General features: G+C 73.9%; 20 protein-coding genes. 12 read left to right on the forward strand and 8 right to left on the reverse strand.

Annotation, left to right across the window (positions count from 1 at the left end; all coding sequences use genetic code 11):
* Position 1: 1 nt before the first annotated feature.
* The 7 genes from OG245_RS19410 (at position 2) to OG245_RS19440 (ending at position 7,700) form a co-directional block, all read left to right on the forward strand.
* Positions 2–826 carry a LysM peptidoglycan-binding domain-containing protein gene (locus OG245_RS19410; RefSeq protein WP_073799773.1) on the forward strand — a complete coding sequence of 275 codons (825 nt, stop codon included), beginning with the start codon at positions 2–4 and terminating at the stop codon, positions 824–826.
* Complete coding sequence (locus OG245_RS19415; protein WP_371624755.1) at positions 826–2,817, forward strand: VgrG-related protein; 1,992 nt, start codon at positions 826–828, stop codon at positions 2,815–2,817. Before OG245_RS19410 ends, OG245_RS19415 begins: the two co-directional genes overlap by 1 nt.
* A 38-nt stretch (positions 2,818–2,855) precedes the next feature.
* A complete protein-coding gene (locus tag OG245_RS19420) occupies positions 2,856–3,146 on the forward strand; it encodes a PAAR domain-containing protein (RefSeq protein WP_371624756.1) in 291 nt (96 codons plus the stop codon).
* An 8-nt stretch (positions 3,147–3,154) separates the two neighbouring features.
* On the forward strand, positions 3,155–3,604 hold the full coding sequence (locus OG245_RS19425) for a GPW/gp25 family protein (RefSeq protein WP_371624757.1): 450 nt from the start codon (positions 3,155–3,157) through the stop codon (positions 3,602–3,604).
* A gap of 106 nt (positions 3,605–3,710) precedes the next feature.
* The gene (locus tag OG245_RS19430; RefSeq protein ID WP_371624758.1) at positions 3,711–5,693 is read left to right on the forward strand and encodes a putative baseplate assembly protein; all 1,983 of its coding nucleotides are present in this window, start codon (positions 3,711–3,713) and stop codon (positions 5,691–5,693) included.
* 4 nt (positions 5,694–5,697) lie between these two features.
* The gene (locus OG245_RS19435; protein ID WP_371624759.1) at positions 5,698–6,351 is read left to right on the forward strand and encodes a phage tail protein; all 654 of its coding nucleotides are present in this window, start codon (positions 5,698–5,700) and stop codon (positions 6,349–6,351) included.
* A 428-nt stretch (positions 6,352–6,779) separates the two neighbouring features.
* Entirely contained in the window at positions 6,780–7,700 is a 921-nt protein-coding gene (locus tag OG245_RS19440; RefSeq protein ID WP_371624760.1) for a discoidin domain-containing protein, read from the forward strand.
* A 31-nt stretch (positions 7,701–7,731) separates the two neighbouring features.
* On the opposite strand, the gene OG245_RS19445 is transcribed toward OG245_RS19440, so the two are convergent.
* On the reverse strand, positions 7,732–8,985 hold the full coding sequence (locus OG245_RS19445; protein WP_371624761.1) for an RNA polymerase sigma factor: 1,254 nt from the start codon (positions 8,983–8,985) through the stop codon (positions 7,732–7,734).
* 20 nt (positions 8,986–9,005) lie between these two features.
* On the reverse strand, positions 9,006–9,416 hold the full coding sequence (locus OG245_RS19450) for a YciI family protein (protein WP_371624762.1): 411 nt from the start codon (positions 9,414–9,416) through the stop codon (positions 9,006–9,008).
* Positions 9,417–9,694: 278 nt separating this feature from the next.
* Between OG245_RS19450 and cbiE the strand changes: the two genes are divergently transcribed.
* Genes cbiE through OG245_RS19465 form a run of 3 tightly spaced genes read left to right on the forward strand, consistent with a single transcriptional unit; the run spans position 9,695 to position 12,008 of the window.
* Positions 9,695–10,978, forward strand: coding sequence for a precorrin-6y C5,15-methyltransferase (decarboxylating) subunit CbiE (cbiE, locus tag OG245_RS19455; protein WP_371624763.1), 1,284 nt, complete (start codon positions 9,695–9,697; stop codon positions 10,976–10,978).
* A complete protein-coding gene (cobM, locus tag OG245_RS19460) occupies positions 10,975–11,724 on the forward strand; it encodes a precorrin-4 C(11)-methyltransferase (protein WP_371624764.1) in 750 nt (249 codons plus the stop codon). The genes cbiE and cobM overlap by 4 nt, the downstream gene beginning before the upstream one ends.
* Before the next feature lie 5 nt (positions 11,725–11,729).
* Entirely contained in the window at positions 11,730–12,008 is a 279-nt protein-coding gene (locus OG245_RS19465; RefSeq protein WP_371624765.1) for an e9imm peptide, read from the forward strand.
* Between the two features lie 109 nt (positions 12,009–12,117).
* On the opposite strand, the gene OG245_RS19470 is transcribed toward OG245_RS19465, so the two are convergent.
* The 5 genes from OG245_RS19470 to OG245_RS19490 all read right to left on the reverse strand — a co-directional run bounded on the left by OG245_RS19470 (position 12,118) and on the right by OG245_RS19490 (position 16,027).
* Entirely contained in the window at positions 12,118–12,513 is a 396-nt protein-coding gene (locus OG245_RS19470) for a hypothetical protein (protein ID WP_371624766.1), read from the reverse strand.
* A gap of 81 nt (positions 12,514–12,594) precedes the next feature.
* Complete coding sequence (locus tag OG245_RS19475) at positions 12,595–13,113, reverse strand: hypothetical protein (protein ID WP_371624767.1); 519 nt, start codon at positions 13,111–13,113, stop codon at positions 12,595–12,597.
* 151 nt (positions 13,114–13,264) lie between these two features.
* The gene (locus tag OG245_RS19480) at positions 13,265–14,728 is read right to left on the reverse strand and encodes a flotillin family protein (RefSeq protein ID WP_371624768.1); all 1,464 of its coding nucleotides are present in this window, start codon (positions 14,726–14,728) and stop codon (positions 13,265–13,267) included.
* A gap of 181 nt (positions 14,729–14,909) precedes the next feature.
* Complete coding sequence (locus tag OG245_RS19485; protein ID WP_371624769.1) at positions 14,910–15,419, reverse strand: hypothetical protein; 510 nt, start codon at positions 15,417–15,419, stop codon at positions 14,910–14,912.
* A gap of 122 nt (positions 15,420–15,541) precedes the next feature.
* A complete protein-coding gene (locus OG245_RS19490) occupies positions 15,542–16,027 on the reverse strand; it encodes a peroxiredoxin (RefSeq protein ID WP_371624770.1) in 486 nt (161 codons plus the stop codon).
* A gap of 227 nt (positions 16,028–16,254) precedes the next feature.
* On the opposite strand from OG245_RS19490, the gene OG245_RS19495 reads away from it, so the two are divergent.
* Complete coding sequence (locus tag OG245_RS19495) at positions 16,255–17,004, forward strand: alpha/beta fold hydrolase (RefSeq protein WP_371624771.1); 750 nt, start codon at positions 16,255–16,257, stop codon at positions 17,002–17,004.
* A gap of 77 nt (positions 17,005–17,081) precedes the next feature.
* Positions 17,082–18,821, forward strand: a complete 1,740-nt coding sequence (locus OG245_RS19500) for a SpoIIE family protein phosphatase (protein ID WP_371624772.1) — start codon at positions 17,082–17,084, stop codon at positions 18,819–18,821.
* A gap of 86 nt (positions 18,822–18,907) precedes the next feature.
* Here the strand turns inward: OG245_RS19500 and OG245_RS19505 are convergent, their stop codons facing one another.
* Positions 18,908–19,765: a GNAT family N-acetyltransferase gene (locus OG245_RS19505; RefSeq protein WP_371624773.1), complete on the reverse strand. Its 858-nt coding sequence runs from the start codon at positions 19,763–19,765 to the stop codon at positions 18,908–18,910.
* Between the last annotated feature and the right edge of the window lie 118 nt (positions 19,766–19,883).

Raw genomic sequence — 19,883 nt, forward strand, 5'->3', positions numbered from 1 at the left:
GATGAGCGGTGCGGGTCCCATCGCGTTCAGCGCGGCCGGTACGTCGGGGGTGGCCTCGGCGGCGAAGGGCGGCTCGGCACGGCCCAAGCTGGAGCACGCCTACCTGGAGCTGCGGACCCCGCCGACCGGGGGCGGGCTGACGCCCGGCGGGCCGTGCGGGCGGATCGACTTCCAGTTCAACCCCAAGGAGCTGAGCCTGACCAAGGCGGCTTCCTGGAAGCGGAGTCCGGCGAAGGGCGCGAAGAGTTCGGGCCCGCCGGAGTACCAGGGATCGCAGCCCAGCAAGCTCACCGTCGAGATGTTCTTCGACGCCAGTGACACCCAGGACACCCGGGTCGTCACCTCGGTGGAGCAGCTCTTCGCGTGCTGCGTACCGACGGACGAGACCCGGCAGCAGCAGCGGTCGTCGCCGCCGTGGGTCGTCTTCCACTGGGGCGGGCTGACGGGATTCCCCGGTTACGTGAGCCAAGTCGCCGCCAAGTACACGCTGTTCACCACGTCGGGGGTGCCGATCCGGGCGGTCTGCCAGGTCACCATGGAGGAGATCAGCGGCGAGACGCCCGGCCAGAACCCGACCTCGGGCGCCCTGGCCGCCCGGCGCGTCCACCGCGTCGGCTCGGGCGACTCGCTGCCCTCGCTCGCCCACCGGGAGTACGGGGACCCCGGGGCCTGGCGGGTGATCGCCGAGGCGAACGGGATCGACGACCCGATGCGGCTCGCGCCCGGCACCCAGCTCCTGCTGCCGGCCCTGGACGAGCTGGCGCGGCTCAGGGACACCTCGGGTCGGGACGCCTCCGGGGCCGGGCGCGGCAGGGGGCGGGGCTGATGGCGCAGCAGGGGGTTTCCACGGCGCTGACGGTGGAGTTCGGCGGTACGCCGCTGCCCGCGAAGTTCGTGAACACGCTGGTCGAGGGCTATGTCGACGACAGCCGTACGCTCCCCGACCTGTTCCTGCTGCGGTTCCGGGACCCCGACCGGGTGCTGCTGGAGCAGGCCGGGCTGAAGATCGGCACCGAGGCCCGGCTGCTGGCCCGCGCGGGCGGCGGCACCGAGCCGAAGCCGCTGCTGGAGGGAGTCGTCACCGCGCTGGAGGTGGAGCTCGACGAGTCCGGCACGTTCACCGTCGTCCGGGGGCTCGACGAGTCGCACCGGCTGTTCCGGGGCCGCCGGGTGGCCAGCTACCAGAACATGACCCTCGCCGACATCTGCGGCCAGGTCGCCCAGCGCGCCGGGCTGAAGCCGGGCCCGGTCGACATCGCCGGGCCCGTCCTGGAGCACATCGCCCAACCCAACATCACCGACTGGGAGTTCGTGCGCGGCCTCGCGGAGGAGGCGGGCGCGCAGGCGTACGTACGGGACGGGCAGCTGCACATCACGAAGCCGGCGGAGGCGGGCGGCGCGCCCGACGCCTCGGCGCGCGCCGACCGCGACCCGCTGGTCCTGGAGCTGGGCAGCAATCTGCTGCGCTGCCGGGCCGGGGTGTCGGCCGCCGAGCAGGTCTCCGAGGTGGAGGTGCGCGGCTGGGACGTGCGGGCGAAGCAGCCGCTGGTGGGCCGGGCCCCGGCGGGCACGTCCCCGACGCTGGAGCTGGGGGTGACGGCGGCGGAGGTGTCGGCCCCGTTCGGCGAGGCCCGGTTCGTGGTGACCGACGCGGCGTACGGGGCGCAGGCCGAGGTCGACCAGGCGGCGAAGGCGCTGGCGGAGCGGATCGCCGGGTCGTTCGCGGAGCTGGAGGCGGTGATCCGGGGCAACCCGGAGGTGCGGGCGGGCAGTGCGGTGGCGCTGAACGCGGTGGGCGCGCCGTTCGAGGGCCGGTACACGGTGACGACCTCGCGCCATGTCTTCGACGCCGTACGCGGGTACGAGACCTGGATCACCGTGTCGGGGCAGCAGGAGCGGTCGCTCTTCGGGCTGACGGGCGGCTCCCCGGCGGCGGCGGGCGGTTCGCGGTGCGCGGGGCTGGTCAGCGGGACGGTGACGGACACGCAGGATCCGGAGGGGTCCGGGCGGGTCAAGGTGCGGTTCCCGTGGCTGTCCGACGAGTACGCGAGCGACTGGGCGCGCACGGCGCAGTCCGGCGGCACGGGGGGCGGCGAGGCGTTCATCCCGGAGGTGGGAGACGAGGTGCTGGTCGGCTTCGAGCACGGGCATCTGGACCGGCCGTACGTCCTGGCGGGGCTGTACAACGGGGTGGACCGGCCGGGGGGCGGGGGCGGTGGAGCGTCCGCCGGTGCGCCCGGCGGCTCCGGAGCCCCTGGCGCGCCCGGTGCCTCCGGTGCCGCTGGTGCTCCCGGTGCGGCTGCGGCTGTGGGCTCGGGAGGTGCGGGAGGTGCGGGAGGCTCGGGAGGCGGGGAGGAACTCGTCGATCCCACCACCGGCGCGGTGAACCGCCGTGCCTTCGCTTCGAAGAGCGGAAACCAGCTGGAGCTGCTGGACGCGGCGAACGGACCGCAGGGCGTCCGGCTCCGTACCGGTGACGGCAAGCTCACCATCGACCTCGACCGCAAGGGCACCGCCATCGTCATCGGCAGCGACGGCAGCGTGACCATCGAGGCCAAGGAGCAGGTCTCCATCCGGGCGGGCGACGGCGTCGCCCTGGACGCGGGCAGAGGGACGCTCGAACTGACCGGTGAGAGCGTCACGTTGACCGCGCGGAAGGGCGTCTCCGTGGACGGCGGCACCGGAAAGGTCGGCCTCGCGGCGCAGGGCCCGGTGGAGGTGCGGGGCGGCGAGGTCACGGTCGACGGCAGCCGCGGCACGGAGATCAGGAGCGGGGGCTCGGTGAAGGTCAACGCGCCCATGGTGAAACTGAATTGACAGTACGTCATTCGTCGCGTGCGGGAGGAGTGCACAGCATGTCCGACACAACAGCCGCTCCGGCGGCCCGGGTCGGCGACCCCACGGGCCATCCCGGCACGGTCGGGCCGCCCGGAGTCCTGTCGGTGCTCATCGGCGGGAAGCCCGCCGCCACCGTCGGGACCGCCCACCTGTGCTCCTCCCCCGCCGCCCATCCGCCGACGGTCCTCGCACCGCCCGGCAGCTCGACGGTGTTCATCGGCGGGCGGCCGGCCGCCCGTGTCGGGGACCTGGCGGGCTGCGGCTCGCCGGTGCTCTCCGGCTGCCCGACCGTACTGATCGGCGGGTGATCCGGACCATGGGACAGCAGTTCATCGGCGCGGGCTGGGCGTTCCCGCCGCGCACGGACGCCACCGGTTCCATCGCCCTGGTGCGCGGCGAGCACGAGCTGGAGGAGTCGATCCGGCTGATCCTGGCGACCTCGCCGGGGGAGCGGCCCATGCGGCCGGAGTTCGGCTGCGCGGTCAACGACTACGTGTTCGCCCCGGCGGACGCGGGGACCGCCGGGCAGCTCGCGTACGAGGTGCGGCTCGCGCTGGAGCGGTGGGAGCCCCGGATCGAGGTGACCGAGGTCGTCGTCCGGTTCGACGAGGCGGACAACGGCGTCCTCTACATCGACATCGGCTACACCGTGCGCGGCGCGAACGACCCCCGCAACCTCGTCTTCCCGTTCTACGTGATCCCGCAGCACGCCGAGTCCGCCGAGTCCGCCGGGGCATCGGCCGACACCGAGGAGGCGGGCGCGTGACCCTGCCCGGTCCGCACGAAGGCCCGCACGAAGGCCCGCACGAAGGCCCGCACGAAGGCCCGCACGAAGGCGCACACGAAGGCTCGTACGTAGAGGAGGCGAGGGCGTGACCCTGCCCAGCCCGCATCTGGACGACCGCACCTTCCAGGGCCTGGTCGACGAGGCGAAGCGCCTGGTGCAGCAGCGCTGCCCGGAGTGGACCGACCACAACGTCTCCGACCCCGGCGTGACGCTGATCGAGGCGTTCGCGACCATGGTCGACCAGCTCGTCTACCGGGTGAACCGGGTTCCGGAGAAGAGCTATCTGACCTTCCTCGACCTGATCGGGGTACAGCTCCACCCGCCGACGGCCGCCCACACCGAGGTGACGTTCCGGCTCTCCGCACCCCGCCCCGAACCGGTGCTGGTGCGCGTCGGCACGGAGGTCGCCACCGTCCGTACGGAGACGGAGGAGGCGGTCGTCTTCACCACCTCCGAGCCGCTCTCCATCGTCCCGTGCGCCTTCGCCCACCTGGCCACCTGGCCCTCGCCCGGGGAGGCCGTGGACCGGACCGAGGAGCTGACGCTCGGCCGGGACGTGCCGGTCTTCGGGGCCACGCCCGCTCCCGGCGACTGCCTGTACGTCGGCCTGTCGGCCGCCGTGCCCGCAGGCGTACTGGCGCTCCGGCTGGACTGCACGGTGGACGGTGTCGGCGTCGACCCGGCCCGGCCGCCGATCCTCTGGGAGGCCTGGGACGGGGCGAGCTGGGCGGTCTGCGAGGTGGAGAAGGACGACACCGGCGGCTTCAACCGGTCCGGCGAGCTGATCCTCCACCTCCCGCGCACCCATGTCCCGGCGGCCGTCGTCCGCCGCACCGGGGGCTGGCTGCGCTGCCGGCTGATCGAGGCGGAGCCGGGCCAGCCGACGTACATGGCCCCGCCCGTCGTGCGCGGCATCACCGCGTTCACCATCGGCGCGACCGTCGCCGCCGAGCACGCCGAGACGGTCACCGACGAGGTGCTGGGCCAGGCGGAAGGCGTCCCCGGGCAGGTGTTCCGGCTGGCCAGGCCGCCGGTGGTGCCGGGGGAGTTCGTGGTCGAGGTGACCGACCCGGCCGCGCCCGACGCCGCCGCCGGATCGGACGTCACCCGCTGGACCCGGGTCGACGACTTCGCGCACTCCGGCCCCGAGGACCGGCACATCACGCTCGACCCGAACGCGGGACGCGTCGAGTTCGGCCCCGCCGTACGCGAACGGGACGGCTCCGTACGCCATTACGGCCGGGTCCCGGTCAAGGGCGCCACCGTCCGGGTCCGCTCCTACCGCAGGGGCGGCGGGCTGCGCGGCAACGTCGCCCGCTCCACGCTCCGCGTCCTGCGCAGCGCCATCCCGTACGTCGCCCGGGTCGAGAACCGCCGCCCGGCGCTCGGGGGCGTGGACGGCGAGAGCGTCGACAGCGCACGGGTGCGCGGGCCCATGACCCTGCGCACCCTGCACCGGGCGGTCGTCCCGCACGACTACGAACTCCTCGCCCGGGAGATCGCCCCGGACGCGGCCCGGGTCCACTGCATCAGGGCCGGTACGCAGGACGGCGCGGAGGCGTCCGACGCGGGCGGGGTGCGGCTGCTCGTCGTCCCCGCCGGGAGCGGCGACGAGCAGGGCCGGATCGCGTTCGACGAGCTGATCCCGCCCGCGAACACGCTCGCCCTGATCGCCGGGCACCTGGACGCCCGGCGGCCGATCGGGGCCCGGCTGGTCGTCGAGCCGCCGTTCTACCAGGGCGTCACCGTCGTCGCCCTGGTCCAGGCGGAGCGCGGGGCGGTCGCGGAGAAGGTCCGGATGAGCGCGCTGGCCGCGCTGTACGGGTATTTCAACCCGCTCACCGGCGGGCCGGCCGGGGACGGCTGGCCGTTCGGCAGGCCCGTCCAGTCCGGGGAGGCGTTCGCCGTGCTCCAGCGGGTGCCGGGGGTCGACCTGGTGGAGGACGTCCGGCTGTACCGGGCCGACCCGGTCACCGGCGAACGCACCGACGCCACGGCCAAGATCGCGCTGGACCCGCACGCGCTGGTCTTCAGCTACGAGCACCAGCTCCGGGTGAGGGGGGCCTGATCCGATGCGCGGTGGAATCCCGGGTCTCCCGACCCCGCACCCCCTGATCGACCGGCTCCCCGCCGTCTACCTGGAACAGGACTTCCTCCAGCGCTTCCTGGCCGCCCTGGACGACGTCCTCGCCCCGGTCCTCCTCTCCATCGACAACCTGCCCGCGCACCTGGACCCGCGCAGCGCCCCCGACGACTTCCTCGACTGGCTGGCCCAGTGGGTGGCCGCCGACCTCCACGGGGGCAGCCCGCCGGAGCTGCGCCGGGCGGCGGTGCGCGGCGCGGTCGCCCGGCACGCCCGGCGCGGCACGGTGGGCGGCCTGGCGGAGGCGCTCCGGCTGGAGACCGGTACGGAACCGGAGATCGTCGAGAGCGGCGGCACCGCCTGGTCGACCGGACCCGGCACGCCGCTGCCGGGCCAGGGCCGGCCCTGGGTGACCGTTCGGATCCGGACGACGGGGGACGGCGGGGGCGGCGGGAACGGCAGGGACGGAGGGGACGGCGGAGACGGCAGGGACGGAGGGGACGGCGGAGACGGCAGCGACAGCGGGGGCGTCGACGGTGACCGGTCCGGGCCCGGCGCGCGGCAGCCGGACCGGGTGCGGCTGGAGGAGCTGATCGGCGCGGAGGTCCCGGCGCACGTCGGATTCACCCTGGAGCTGCTGTGATCTGCGACGAGTGCGGACACCGGAACCCGCCGGGCCGGGAGTTCTGCGTGGCGTGCGAGGCGTTCCTGGGGTGGGAGGGGGAGGGCTCGCCCGCGCGGAACGAGACTGCCGCACCGACCGCGTCGGGCCCGCCTGCGCCGAACGGACCTGCTGCTTCCGCTGCTTCCGCCGGGCCTGCCGCTTCCGCCGGGCCTGCCGCTTCTGCCGGGCCTGCTGCTTCCGCCGGGCCGACCGCTTCGAGCCCGTCCACGCCCGCTTCCGCCGGGCCCGCTCCCGCTTCCGGCCGGCCCGCGCCCGGTCCCGTAACGCCGCCTGTTCGGGGGGCACGGCCCGCGCCCGGTCCCGGAGCACGGCCCGCCCCCGCGGAGCCACCCGCCTCTCCCTTCGTGACGCCGCCCGGGCCCGCCCCCGTGGCGTCGCCCGCGCCCATGCCCGTAACGGCCCCGCAGCCCCCGGCGCCCGCGACGCACCCCGGACCCCCGCCGCCACCGCAGGCAGCGGCCCCCCGGCGTCCGGGCGACGGCCCGCCCGGTCCGGCTCCCGGTCCCGACGCGTGGCCGGACACCGGGGCGGGGACCGCCACCGGGCCGCCCCGCCGCACGGAACCCGTCGGCACGCCGGTCGTCTGCCCCAACTGCCGTACGGAGAACGCCCCGGGCCGCACGCTCTGCGTCCACTGCGCCCTGCTCCTGGACCCCGGGCCCGTCCCGGAGGGCCGGCTGCCGTGGTGGCGGCGGATCCTGCGCCGTCGGCCCCGGCAGGCGCGCGTGGCGGGGTCGCGTCCCCGGCGCGGGTGGCGGCGGCCGAGGGTCGGGCTGCCCATCGTGCTGATCCTGCTGGCGGTGGGCGTCTGGTTCGCGCTGCCGCATCTCTCGGGTCTGTTCGGCTTCGCCAAACAGGAGACCGGAACCCCGGAGTCCGTGCCGCCCGCTGTCTGCCGGGGCTCCAGCGAGGCGGGCGGGCACCCGGCGGCGGCGGCGTTCGACGGGTTCAACAACCGTTACTGGGCACCGGAGAAGACCGGCGAAGGGGTCGGGGAGCACCTGGAGTGCGACTTCGCTCAGCCGGTGCGGATGATGAAGATCGTGGTGTTCTCCGGGACGTCGGCCCGCCAGAACGAGTTCCTGACGCAGGGCCGCCCGGCGCGGCTCACGGTGGAGCTGACGTCGGAGGACGGGGAGAAGACCGACCGGACGATCCGACTGCGTGACCAGGCGGGCCAGCAGACCTTCGACGTACGGGGTTCCGACACGGTCAAGGCCCGGCTCACGGTCGAGTCCGCGTACGGCTCGGGGAAGGACCGGCGGACGGCGGTCGCGGAGATCGAATTCTTCGGGAGGCGGGAGTGAACGGTCCTCACGGGCTTGAGAACGCTGCTTGTCACGGTTCCAGCCGGTCCGCGCGCATGCGCAGGTAGCGGGCCTCGGGTTCGCTGAGTGTGCCGTCGGCGGCGGCGCGGTAGGCGGCGCGGGCGGCGGCCGGCTCCCCGGCCCGCTCCAGGAGATGCCCGCGTACGGCGTCGAGGCGGAAGTGCGGCTCCACCGTCCCGGCCAGGGCGTCGACCGCCGCCAGCCCCGCCCGGGGCCCGTCCACCATGGCCACGGCGACCGCCCGGCCCAACGCGGCGGCGGGGTCGGGGGTGCGCCGCACGAGGATTTCGTAGAGGGCGAGGATCTGCGGCCAGTCGGTGTCCTTTGCGCGCTCCGCCTCGTCGTGGAGGGCGGCGACGGCGGCCTGGAGCTGGTAGTCGCCGGCCGGGCCCTGCGCGAGCGACTCCTCGGCCAGCGCGGTGCCTTCCGCGATGGCCGTACGGTCCCAGAGCGCCCGGTCCTGTTCGTCGAGCGGGATCAGCTCGCCGGCAGGCCCGGTGCGCGCCGGGGTGCGCGCCTCGGTGAGGACCATCAGCGCCAGCAGCCCGGTCACGCGCCCCTCGTGGGGCAGCAGCCGGCGGACGGCGCGGGTCAGCCGGATCGCCTCGCGCGCCAGGTCCGTGCGGTGCAGGTCCGGGCCGGCGGTGGCGGTGTAGCCCTCGTTGAAGATCAGGTAGAGGACCTGGAGCGCGGCGCCGAGCCGCTGGTCGAGGTCCTGGGCGTCCGGCCGCCGGAACCGCGTACCGCGCAGCGTCCGCTTGGCCCGGCTGATCCGCTGCGCCATCGTCGCCTCCGGCACGAGATGGGCGCGGGCGATCTCCGCCGTGGTGAGACCGCCGACCGCGCGGAGGGTGAGCGCGATCTGGGCGGCGGGCGAGAGCGCGGGGTGGCAGCAGAGGAAGAGCAGGGTGAGCGTGTCGTCCTCGGAGGGCGCCCGGCCCATGCCGGAGGGGCCTTCCCCGGGCGGCGGGGTGACGAACGCGTCCGCCGGGGTGAGGGCCGCCGCCGTCTCCTCCCGCCTGCGGCGGGCCTCGTCGCTGCGGAGCCGGTCGGTGAGGCGGCGGGAGGCGACCCGGATCAGCCAGCCGCGCGGATTGTCGGGGACCCCGTCCCGCGGCCACTGCTCGGCGGCCGCGATCAGGGCCTCCTGGACGGAGTCCTCGGCCGGGTCGAAGTGCCCGTACCGGCGTACGAGCGCGCCGAGGACCTGCGGCGCGTGGCGGCGCAGCAGGTCCTCGATGATGACGTCGGCCGTACGATCCATCCGCGTCCCCGGGTGTCGCGTCAGTCGTCGATCCCGCCGTCGACGGGCCGGATGAGCACCGGGTAGTCGGGCGCCCCGGCGGGCTGCGGACAGCGTGCCACGCGGGCCGCGATCTCGGTCACCCTCTCCAGGCTCTCGCAGTCGAGCACCCAGAACCCGGCGAGCAGCTCCTTCGTCTCGCTGTACGGCCCGTCCGAGACCACCGGACGGCCTTCGGAGTCGAGGCTGACGGCCCGGCCCGAGGCGGGCTCCCGCAGCCCGTAGCCGGTGACCAGCTCGCCCGACTCGGCGAGGTCGTCGTTGATGCTGCCCATGTAGGCGAACATCTCCTGCATGGCCTCCTTGTCCCAGGCCGGGCTGTCCGCGTTCCCCTTGCCGGTCTGCGCGTCGTAGTCCGCCTGGCTGCCCTGGACCATCACCAGATACTTCATGACCGTCGCCTCCTGTTCGCTCGTTCGGTCGCTTGCTCGGTGCTGCTTCTTCCTCTTACACAGGGGACGTCGGGGCCGGTGCGGGGTTCTCGACACCACGCGCGGAGTTTCTTCGGATTCACCCGCTGGAGGGGGCGGAACACGAGGTTCAGTAGAGTTCGGCAGCGTTGCCCCGCGCCATTTGCCGCCCTTCCTCCTCCCGCCCTTCCTCCTCCCGCCCTTCCTCCTGCTGGCCCTCCCCCTGACTCCTCCCTGCCGCGCCGAACGAGGTCCCGACCGTGCCTGCCGCCCCCGTCTCCGCCCCTGCCGCTCTCCCGCACCCCGTCTCCGTCGTGGGGATCGGGGCGGACGGCTGGCCCGGCCTGTCCGGTACGGCACGCGAGGTGCTGTGCGCAGCGGAGGTGCTGATCGGCGGGGCGCGCCAGCTGGACCTGCTCCCGCCGGAGTGCGCCGGCGCCCGGGTGAGCTGGCCGTCCCCGCTGAGGCCCGCCGTCCCCCGGCTGCTGGCCGAGCACCGGGAGCGCCGGATCGCGGTGCTGGCGAGCGGGGACCCGATGTTCTACGGGATCGGGCGGGCGCTGGCGGAGGAGCTGGGCCCGGAGGGGCTGCACGTGCTGCCGCACCCGTCGTCCGTCTCGTACGCCTGTGCGCGCCTCGGCTGGCCGCTGGAGGACACGGAGGTCGTGACGCTGGTGGGCCGCCCGGCGGCGCGCCTGGCGGCGTCGCTGCACGAGGGGCGGCGCCTGCTGGTGCTGAGCGCGGACGCGAGCACTCCGGCGACGGTCGCCGCCCTGCTCACGGCGCACGGCTTCGGTCCGAGCGGACTGCGGGCGCTGGAACAACTGGGCGCCGAGGACGAGGGTTGCGTGGACGGCGTCGCGGAGACGTGGGAGCACCCCCCGGGAGACCGTCTGAACGTCGTCGCGATCGACTGCCGGGCGTCGGCGGAAGCGCTGCGGCTGGGCACGGTACCGGGCCTCCCGGACGAGGCGTACGAACACGACGGCCAGCTCACCAAGCGCCACATCCGGGCCGCCACGCTGGGAGCGCTGGCGCCCGCGCCCGGAGAGCTGCTCTGGGACGTGGGCGGCGGCTCCGGCTCGATCGCGATCGAGTGGCTGCGGGCACACCCGTCCTGCCGGGCGGTGAGCGTGGAGCGGGATCCGGTGCGGGCCGAGCGGATCACCCGTAACGCGGAACGCCTGGGAGTCCCCGCCCTGGAGGTCGTCACCGGCCCGGCCCCGGCAGCGCTGGCCGGACTGGAGGCGCCGGACGCGGTGTTCATCGGCGGCGGCCTGACCGCGCCGGGCCTGCTCGACGCGTGCTGGGAGGCGTTGCGGCCGGGGGGCCGGCTGGTCGCGAACACGGTGACGCTGGAGTCGGAGGCGCTGCTGGCCGAGCGGCACAAGGCGCACGGCGGCGAGCTGGTGCGCCTGGCGGTGTCCCACGCCGTCCCGGTCGGCGGCTTCACCGGCTGGCGCCAGGCCATGCCCGTGACGCAGTGGTCGGCAGTCAAGTCCTCGGGTTCCGGGGCACGTTCGCACAAGGGAGATCGATCATGACGGTGTACTTCATCGGCGCGGGCCCCGGCGCGGCCGACCTGATCACGGTGCGCGGCGCCCGGATCCTCGCCGCCAGCCCGGTCTGCCTGTACGCGGGCAGCCTGGTCCCGGTGGAGCTGCTGGCCGAGTGCCCGGAGGACGCCCGCCTGATCGACACGGCGAATCTGGACATCGAGCAGATCACCGCCGAGCTGGTGCGGGCCCACGCGGACGGCCACGACGTGGCGCGGCTGCACTCGGGCGACCCGTCGGTGTTCAGCGCGGTGAACGAACAGATGAAGCGCCTGGACGAGGCGGGCGTCCCGTACGAAGTGGTCCCCGGCGTGCCCGCGTTCGCGGCGGCGGCAGCGGCGTTGAAGCGCGAGCTGACTGTCCCGACGGTCGGCCAGACGGTCATCCTGACCCGTGTCGCGCAGCGCGCCACGGCGATGCCGGAGGGCGAGGACCTGGCGACCCTGGGCCGCAGCGGCGCCCTGATCGTCCTGCACCTGGCGGCGCGGTACGTGGACCGGGTGGTCGACGAACTGCTTCCGCACTACGGGGCGGACTGCCCGACGGCGGTGGTGGCGATGGCGTCCCGCCCGGACGAGATCATCCTGCGGGGCCCGCTGGACTCGATCGCCGAACAGGTGAAGGCGGCGGGAGTGATCCGGACGGCGGTCATCATGGTGGGCCGGACGCTGGGCGCGGAACAGTTCCGGGACAGCCATCTGTATGCGGTGGGGCGGGACCGGGGGGAGTGCTGAGGGGCGTGCGGAGCGCGGGCGACGAGGCGGGGCGGCCCTCGTCCGACGCGGACGGCATGAGCGCGGGGACGCACCGGAGGATGAGCCGTGAGGAGGCGCTGTCTCTCGTGCGGCGTCTGCTGGACGGTGCCGAGGAGGCGGAGGGGGACGAGATCCTCGACGCCCTGGAACGCGGGCTCGCATGCCCGCACGTCAGCGACTACATCTACTGGAGTCCGGACCCGGACCCCGACCCCGAGCAGATCGTCGACCGAGCACTGGCCTACCGACCGATAGCGCTCTGACCCGATCATGACCCGATCAGCTGCGCGGGGTCTCGCTCCTCCCGTCGTACGGGCGAGCGCGTGGGAGACGCCTGCGAGAGGGCGTTGCGCGGCTCCCTGATGTCCGATCTCAGGAGACAGCCTCGGAGGACAACACCGCCTCGATGAAGTCAGTCGGCGGAAGGTAGCCGTGGGCTTCGACATAGTGGGCGATGAGTTCGGGGGCCGCGTACGCGACACCACTTCCCATCACGCGTATTTCAGCGCTTCCTCCGGGGCTGTCCGGGCGCCGGGAGAACAGCCGCGAGGCGCACCAGGGGCAGAAGTGGAAGCCACGTGTCGGCTCCGCCCGGTGTGTGCGGGTCATGCGCTTCAGCGCCTCCGCCAGACTCGGTGGCGGAGCGCCCCGCGCGTACCTCTTGCCGCGTCGGAGCCAGCCCACGTTCAGCACCGGGACGCCCCGCCAGAAGCCTGAGGCTTCGGGGCCCCGGTACGTGTACGGAGTCAGATCTGCGTAGTACGTCATGGCGGGCTTTCTACCAGGTGAGGCACGTGCCCATGCGTGCCAGGAGTACCGAACGAGCACCGGATGAGCGCCGGCGGTGGGTCAGGGTGGCCGGTGGTGCTCGGCTCCGCGGATGGTCGTCACGGAGTAGAACGGGTCGGTCGGCGGTACCAGTGCTCCGGTGGCGATTTCTGCCAGGTGTGCCGGAGCGTCGCCGCGTCGCAGGGCCGTCACGTACTCGATGGTCTGGGCGTGGGAGAGCGCCGGCACTCTGCCGCGCAGGATGTGCATGGCGTGAACCCGCCCCCGCGCGTCTGCCACCGCCCTTACCTCATCGTGCAGTTCGTCCACCGCGGTGCGCGTGACCTGCCCGCGTATGCGCGATCGGTAGTCCGTCTCCCATGCGTCGGTCACCGCGGAGACGACACCGATCCAGTGCAGGCTTCCGTCGACGCGGTCGACGAGGTACGGCCCGTTCCCGGCCAGCAGGAGGTTCGGATCCCGGGTGCGCAGATACTCCCGCTGGGCCGAGCACCGTATCGCCGACCTCGGGGGCGACGCCGATGACTGGCAGGCGCAGGAGCAGCTCGGCGGGTGGAGGGGGCGGTTGGCCGCTGCCACCGCCGCTGCCGCCGCCCGGCAGGCGGAGGGGCCGAAAGCGGACGCGGACGTGCCCGTGCCCGGCGGCGAACACGTCGCTGCCGGGCACGGGCACGGATAACGGGCGAGGGCGGCGGGGGACCGGCTCAGCCCCGGGTAAGGGCCGCGCCCGTCAGCCCTTGATCTCGATCTCGCCGTTCTTCGAGGTCGCGGAGCCCGTCTCCTGAGCGTCCGCGGCGGCGGGAGCGGGCACCGTGCTACCGCTGCCCACGCGGCCCTTCAGGTTCTGGAGGAGGGACGCCATGTCCACGCCCGTCGTCGAGGTGAGCAGTTCCATGCCCTGCGCGACGTTGTCGGTGACCGTGCGGGCCAGCTGGCTCGCGCCGTCCGTGGAGATGACCGTCATCTTGTCGATGGCGCTCAGCGGCTCGGAGGCCTTCGCCACGACGCTCGGGAGGACCTCGACCAGCATCTGGAGGACGGCCGCGTCGCCGTACCGCGCGAACGCGTCGGCCTTCTTCTGCATGGCCTCCGCCTCGGCCGCACCCCTGGCGGCGATCGCCGCGGCGTCCGCCTCACCCTCGATGCGGACCGCGTCGGCCAGCGCCGAACGGTGCAGCTTCTCGCCCTGACCGGTCAGGCGCGAGCGCTCCGCGTCCGCCTCGGCCTCCTTGACCTGGGCGATGCGGCGGGCCTCCGCCTCCTGCTCGGCCTGGTAGCGGGCGGCGTCGGCGGGCTTACGGACCTTCGTGTCCAGCTCGCGGTCGGTCAGTGCGGCCTGGCGCTCGGCGACCTTCTCCTGCTCCTGGAGCACTTCCTGCTGGCGTGCGGCCTCGGCGAGCGGACCGGCGGCGTTGGCCTTGGCGGCGGCGGCTTCCGTCTCGGCCTTGATCTCGGCCTGCTTCAGGTAGTACGTGCGCTCGGCGATGGCGATCTCCTCGGCCGCCTTCAGCCGGGCCTGCTCCGAGGCCCGCTTCGCGATGGCCTCGGCGATGTCCGCCTCCTGCTTGGCGCGGGCGGCCTCCGGGCGGCCGAGGTCCTCCAGGTAGGAGCCCTCGGTGGTGATGTCCTGGATCTGGAAGGCGTCCAGGATCAGGCCCTGGCCGGAGAGGCTGGCCTCGGCCTCCTCCGCGACCTGCCCGGCGAACGCGGCCCGGTCCCGGATGATGTCCTCGACCGACATCCGGCCGACGATCGCGCGGAGCGCTCCGGAGAGCACTTCCTGGGTGAAGCCGACGATGCCGTCCTGCTGCTGGAGGAAGCGCTGGGCCGCGGCGCGGATCGCGTCCTCGCTGCCGCCGACCTTGACGATCGCGACGCCTTCGAGGTTCGACTTGACGCCGCGCAGCGTCACCGCGCCGCGCACGGCGATCGGGATGTGCCGGCTGGACAGGTCGAGGGTGAACTTCTGCTGGACGAACGGCACGACGAAGACGCCGCCGCCCACGACGACCTTCTGGCCGCTGTTGTCGATGCTGGTGAGGCCGGTGACCGGATCCGTCGACTTCTTGCCCCGGCGGCCGGTGATGATGAACGCCTCGCTGGGCCCGGCGACCTTGTAGCGCGTGATGACGACGAGGCCGAGCAGAACGAGGAGTACGACGATGCCGATGACGGCGATGACTACTGGACTCATGTGATGTGTCCCCCCTGCCTCCCGTGGGGGACGGCAGATTGTTGTGGAGCTGGGCGGTGCGGTGGAATCGGTGGAATCGGTAGGTGCGTGAGGTGCGTGAGGTGCGTGAGGCGTGTCGTGCGGTGCGTGCAGGGCGGGTGCGTGGCCGCGGATACGGAGATGAGGCGCGGTGGCCGCGTGGTCAGCGCTCCACCGGGCGGACCGCGACCGACGTGGTCGACAGCGCCTCTTCCACCCAGATCTCGGTCCCGCGCGCGACGGGAGCCGCCGACTTGGCCGCGTACTTCACGGGCTGGCCGCCCAGTCGCAGCAGCACCTCGCCGTAACCCTCGGCCGGGATGGCCGTCACGACGGACCCCGAGCTGCCGATCAGGTCGGAGCCGCGCGGGGTGGCGTGCGTCTGGTCGCGCATCAGGGCCTGGCTGAGTTTCCAGGTGAGCCAGGCCGCCGCCAGGCCTGCGGCGACGCCGACCGCGGTGGCCAGAAACGTTCCGGCACCCGTCGAGCCGAGCACGATCGCTCCGCCGAAGCCGAGCATCGAGATGAACCCGGCGATCACCGGAAGCGAGAGCAGTCCGTCGAAGAGGCCGTCGAGAACACCGTCGAAGAGCCCTTCGAGGATCCCGCCGAAGATCAGGGAGAGCGCGAGCAGCACGATCCCCGCAATGCCGAGACCGAGAAAGATGGTCACGCGATCACTCCCCTGGTGTCCCCGTTGCCCCTGCTATTGACTTCCCCCGGGCATTTTCCGTCGATCTGACTGGATGATTCCATACAGCACCTACTTCGGTCACTGCCGGATCCCGGCAATCTTTATGCGTCTTTGATGCCGGACAGGCGGTCCGTGAGCGTGGCGAGCGACTGGAACGTCGCACCGAGCAGGGCCACGTGCTTCCAGCGCAGGACTCCGTCCGGGCCGATGAGGAAGACCGCCCGCCGCACCCCGATGCCCGGGGCGGAGACTCCGTACGCCCTGGCGGTCTCCCGGCCCTCGTCGGCCAGCAGCGGCATGCGCAGCCCGAAGGAGCGGGCGAACGACTCGTGGCTGTCCACACCCTGTGGACTGACTCCCCAGACGTCGGCGTCGAGGCCCTCGAAGGCCTCCATGCCCGAGGAGTACGAGCACAACTGCTTCGTGCAGACGGCGGTGTTGTCGCCGGGATAGAACGCCAGCACCACGGACCGGCCGCGTGCGGACGACAGCCGGTAGTCGGCTCGCTCGAAGGCGTCGCCCGACAGGGCTCCGCCGGGGAGGGTGAAGTCCGGTGCGGTGCTGCCGAGTTGAGGGCCTGATGCCATGGGAGGCTCCTTCGCTTTCGTCTACGGGGATGGTGCCGAGGGCACCGATGGTTCCGCGATCGTGACCGTACAGTGGAGGGCACCGGGCTCCCGGCCGGGCCGCAGGCCCGTCGGCCCGTCGATGACGGTCCTCCGATCCGTTGACCCCGCGCGCCCATCCGGAGCGGCCTCGGCGCCGAATACCGGGGGAGGGGCAGCGCGCCCCGCACCCGCACCTGGAGGTACGTGTGGCCCAACGACCGCCGTCGGCAGCGGTTCTCGTTCTGCACGGGGGCCGCGAGTCCGGTACGGAACCCCCGCCTGCGGGGGTGCTGAATCTGCCCGGTGTCCGCATGCGCCCCTTCGTCCGGGCCGTCGTCCGTACCGCCCGCGCGGCCGGCGAGGACGTCCTCGTGAGGCAGGTGCGGTACGCCCACCGGGGCTGGAACGGCGTCCGCGCGGACCCCTTCCACGACGCCGTGGCCGCTCTCGACGCGCTGCGGAGGGAAGCGGGCGAGGAGCTGCCGGTGGTGCTCCTGGGCCACTCCATGGGTGCGCGCGCCGCCCTCCGCGCCGCCGGGCACCCCCTGGTGCGGGGCGTCGTCGGGCTCGCCCCCTGGTGTCCGCCGGGGGACCCGGTCACCCAGCTCGCGGGCCGTGACGTCGTCCTCGTCCACAGCAACCGGGACCGGATGACCAGCCCCCAGGCCACCCAGTCCCTCACAGCGCGGGCCCGTCGCGCCGGAGCCCGTAGCTGCATGGTCACCGTCCGGGGCGGCGACCACGCCATGATCCGCCGGTCCGCGGCCTGGCACCGGCTCACCACCGTGCTGGTCGCCGGACTGCTCGGTTCCGGCAGTCTGCCGGGCCCGGTAGGCGAGGCCCTCGCCCTGCCGCCCACCGCCGAGGCCACCGAGGGCACCCTCGACCTGGACGCCGATCTCGACCTCGGGCGCGGCCCCGGCCCGTTCCGGGACCGGACGGGCGCCCCGCGCTGACCGGCCGCGCTCCGGATGCGGTACGGGAACGGGCGGCCGACGATGGAGGACCGGGAGAGCCGACGACGGCGGGAGGCATGCCCTTGCAGGCCGACACGTGCGACGACGGCATGCCGTCCTTCTTCGACCCGAGGACCGTCGCGTCCCTGTTCGACGGAAACCCGGCCGCCGTGGCGGTCCTCGACCACGATCTCCGCTACACCTACGTCAACCCGGCCCTCGAACGGCTCAACGGCCTCTCCGCCGGCTCCCACATCGGGCGGACGTTCTCCCAGGTGCTGCCCGGGCTACGCGGTCAGGCCTCCGCCCTGCGCGAGGTCCTGGCCGACGGGAAGCCCCGCGAGGAGACGATCCACGGGCAGACCTGGGCGGCGGAGGGGGTGGACGGCGCGGACCAGCGGTTCTGGCGCGCCACGTACAGCCGACTGGACTCCGACGGGACGGCGTGCGGTCTGATGGCGATCGTCGTCGAGATCACCGACCTCACCCGCCAGCGCGAGGAGCTGGCGGAGGCCCGCGGTCACGTCGCTCTCCTCAGCACCGCCGCCGTCCGGATCGGCACGACGCTCGACATGGACACCACCTGCCGGGAGCTGGCCGCGTTCGTGGTGCCCGACTTCGCCGACGTCGCGGCGATCGACGTGTTCCCGGCGGAGGTCGGGCACTCCGTACGCCGCGCCGAGCCCGGCGTCGTACGGCTCCGGCGGGCCGCGGTGCGGGGCGGCGGCGAACTCGACGAGCAGGTGCAGCGGTTCGGTCACCCCGGGGAGTACGTCGACTTCGCGGCGGACTCCGCGGTGACCCGCTGCCTGGCGGAGAACGAGCCGGTCCTCGACCACTGGGAGGACCACAGCAGCGGGCGCAGCGTCCTCACCGCGGACCGGATCACCGCGTCCCGGGCGCTCGGGCTGCGCGAGGCGCTCGTCGTTCCGCTCACCGCCCGCGGCCGGCCGCTCGGCGCGCTCACCCTCGTCCGGGCGGAGGGATCGTCGGCCTTCAGCGACCAGGACGTGGCCGTCGCCCGTGAACTCGCCGTCCGGGCGGGCGTCGATCTCGACCACGCCCGCCGCTACGACCACGAGCACAGCATCGCCCGCGAACTCCAGCGCTCCCTGCTCTCCGAGCCCTGGGGCCCGCACCCGCACGTCGAGATCGCCACCCGCTACCTCCCCGCCGACGAGGGCGTCCTGGTCGGCGGCGACTGGTTCGACGTCGTACCGCTCAAGGACGGCCGGCACCTCAAGGCGATGGGCGACGTGATGGGCCATGGAGTGGAGGCTGCCGTCGCCATGAGCCAGTACCGCTCGCTGCTGCGGCTGCTGGCCGGGGACGACCTGCACCCCCACCAGATCCTGGAACAGCTCGACGGCATGGTGGAGCGGTCGGGCCTGGACCGGGCGGCGACCTGTCTGCTCGCCGTCGTCGACCGGTTCGGCGGGGTGTGCGAGGTGGCCAGCGCGGGCCATCTGCCCCCGGTCTTCATCGACCCCGCCCCCGCCGGGTCCCGGGTCGTGCAGGTGCCGGTGGGGCCGCCGCTCGGCACCGGGTTCGGCGGGTACCGGACCGCGTCCGTGCCCTGCGGCCCCGGGACCGTGCTGTTCATGTACACCGACGGCCTGGTGGAGCGCCGGGGCGAGGACATCGACGTGTCCGTGGGGCGGCTGGCCTCGCTGACCCTCCCGCGGAGCGGGCGCCTGGAGGACCTGCTGGACCAGGTGCTGGACCGGTTCGGCGACGACGCGGAGGACGACATCGCCGTGCTGGCCTCCCGGATCCGCGAGGGCCCGCCGGTGGTGCGGCCGACTCCTCCGGAGTGAGCGAGTGGCCGATCGGCCGATCGACGGACCGGCCTTCCGCCCGAGCCCGTCCCGCACCTCCTCGCCGTGCCGGCCCGCCGTACCGGTCAGCCCAGTTCGAGGCTCGTGATGCCGTACAGGCCGGTCCGGTCGACGACCGGTTCCGGTCCGCTGTACATCCGCGCCGTGTCGAACGACGGGGTCAGGCCCAGCCCCTCCGCCAGCCGGACCGCCGCCGGGTTGACGTCGGGCACGTCGATCGCGACCGGGGTGTCCGGTGCGGTGGCCGCGAGCGCGGCGACCAGGGCCGCCGCCACGGCGGGGGACGCGGCGTACAGGGGGCCGATCCGGGACGCGGCGCGGCACGCCCGCAGCACCGCGAGGCCCTGGAGCCGGCCGTCCCGGACCGCTGCCAGGGCCGTGCGGCCCGGGGCGGTGATCCAGGAGGCCAGGAAGGTGTCCCGGGCGGCCGGGAAGTGCCGGCGGTCGTAGGCGGCGATCAGGTCGAACGGCACGCTCCTGGCGTCGACCAGTTCGGTGCCCGGCGGCGGCGGGACGTCCCCGGGGGGCGGGGGCGTCCCCTCGTACCGCGCGTTGCTCCAGCAGGTGCGGAAGCCGGAGCGGCGGTAGTTGTCCTGTTGCGCGGGCACCCCGTCCAGCCCGACGACGCGCCCGGCGAGCCGGGCCGTGCCGGCCTGCCAGGTCCGCAGTCCGTAGCCCTGTCCGCGCAGGTGGGGGCGGGTCAGGTAGAAGCCGAGGAAGCCGTGGTCGCTGCCGTAGCGGACGACGGACACGGAGGTGACCGGTTCGCCGTCCAGTCGGCCGAAGAGGAAGCCGCCGGGGTCGGTCGCGAAGAACACCCCGCCGTCGTGCAGACCGGGGTTCCAGCTCTCCTCGTGGGCCCACTCGCCCAGCGTCACGATGTCCTCGGCACGGGCCGCGGTGATCTCGAAAGGGTTCGGCACGGCACAGTCGTACCCCGGGCGGAGCCGCTTCAGTGATCGACGACGGGGCGATTTCCGGCCTTTCGGGCGGAGCCGCGTAGGGTCGGCGGTCCTCGGGCCGGCTCCGGGAGGACCTGGA

Source organism: Streptomyces sp. NBC_01116, from assembly GCF_041435495.1.
GTDB lineage: Bacteria > Actinomycetota > Actinomycetes > Streptomycetales > Streptomycetaceae > Streptomyces.

What these genes read in the sequence shown, in the direction of transcription:
- OG245_RS19500 (WP_371624772.1), top strand. Translation starts at nt 17,082, where the DNA reads ATGCCCTTGCAGGCCGACACGTGCGACGACGGCATGCCGTCCTTCTTC.
- cobM (WP_371624764.1), top strand. Translation starts at nt 10,975, where the DNA reads ATGACGGTGTACTTCATCGGCGCGGGCCCCGGCGCGGCCGACCTGATC.
- OG245_RS19480 (WP_371624768.1), bottom strand. Translation starts at nt 14,728, where the DNA reads ATGAGTCCAGTAGTCATCGCCGTCATCGGCATCGTCGTACTCCTCGTT.
- OG245_RS19440 (WP_371624760.1), top strand. Translation starts at nt 6,780, where the DNA reads ATGCCCGTAACGGCCCCGCAGCCCCCGGCGCCCGCGACGCACCCCGGA.
- OG245_RS19435 (WP_371624759.1), top strand. Translation starts at nt 5,698, where the DNA reads ATGCGCGGTGGAATCCCGGGTCTCCCGACCCCGCACCCCCTGATCGAC.
- OG245_RS19425 (WP_371624757.1), top strand. Translation starts at nt 3,155, where the DNA reads ATGGGACAGCAGTTCATCGGCGCGGGCTGGGCGTTCCCGCCGCGCACG.
- OG245_RS19450 (WP_371624762.1), bottom strand. Translation starts at nt 9,416, where the DNA reads ATGAAGTATCTGGTGATGGTCCAGGGCAGCCAGGCGGACTACGACGCG.
- OG245_RS19410 (WP_073799773.1), top strand. Translation starts at nt 2, where the DNA reads ATGAGCGGTGCGGGTCCCATCGCGTTCAGCGCGGCCGGTACGTCGGGG.
- OG245_RS19470 (WP_371624766.1), bottom strand. Translation starts at nt 12,513, where the DNA reads ATGACGTACTACGCAGATCTGACTCCGTACACGTACCGGGGCCCCGAA.
- OG245_RS19445 (WP_371624761.1), bottom strand. Translation starts at nt 8,985, where the DNA reads ATGGATCGTACGGCCGACGTCATCATCGAGGACCTGCTGCGCCGCCAC.
- OG245_RS19415 (WP_371624755.1), top strand. Translation starts at nt 826, where the DNA reads ATGGCGCAGCAGGGGGTTTCCACGGCGCTGACGGTGGAGTTCGGCGGT.
- OG245_RS19420 (WP_371624756.1), top strand. Translation starts at nt 2,856, where the DNA reads ATGTCCGACACAACAGCCGCTCCGGCGGCCCGGGTCGGCGACCCCACG.
- OG245_RS19490 (WP_371624770.1), bottom strand. Translation starts at nt 16,027, where the DNA reads ATGGCATCAGGCCCTCAACTCGGCAGCACCGCACCGGACTTCACCCTC.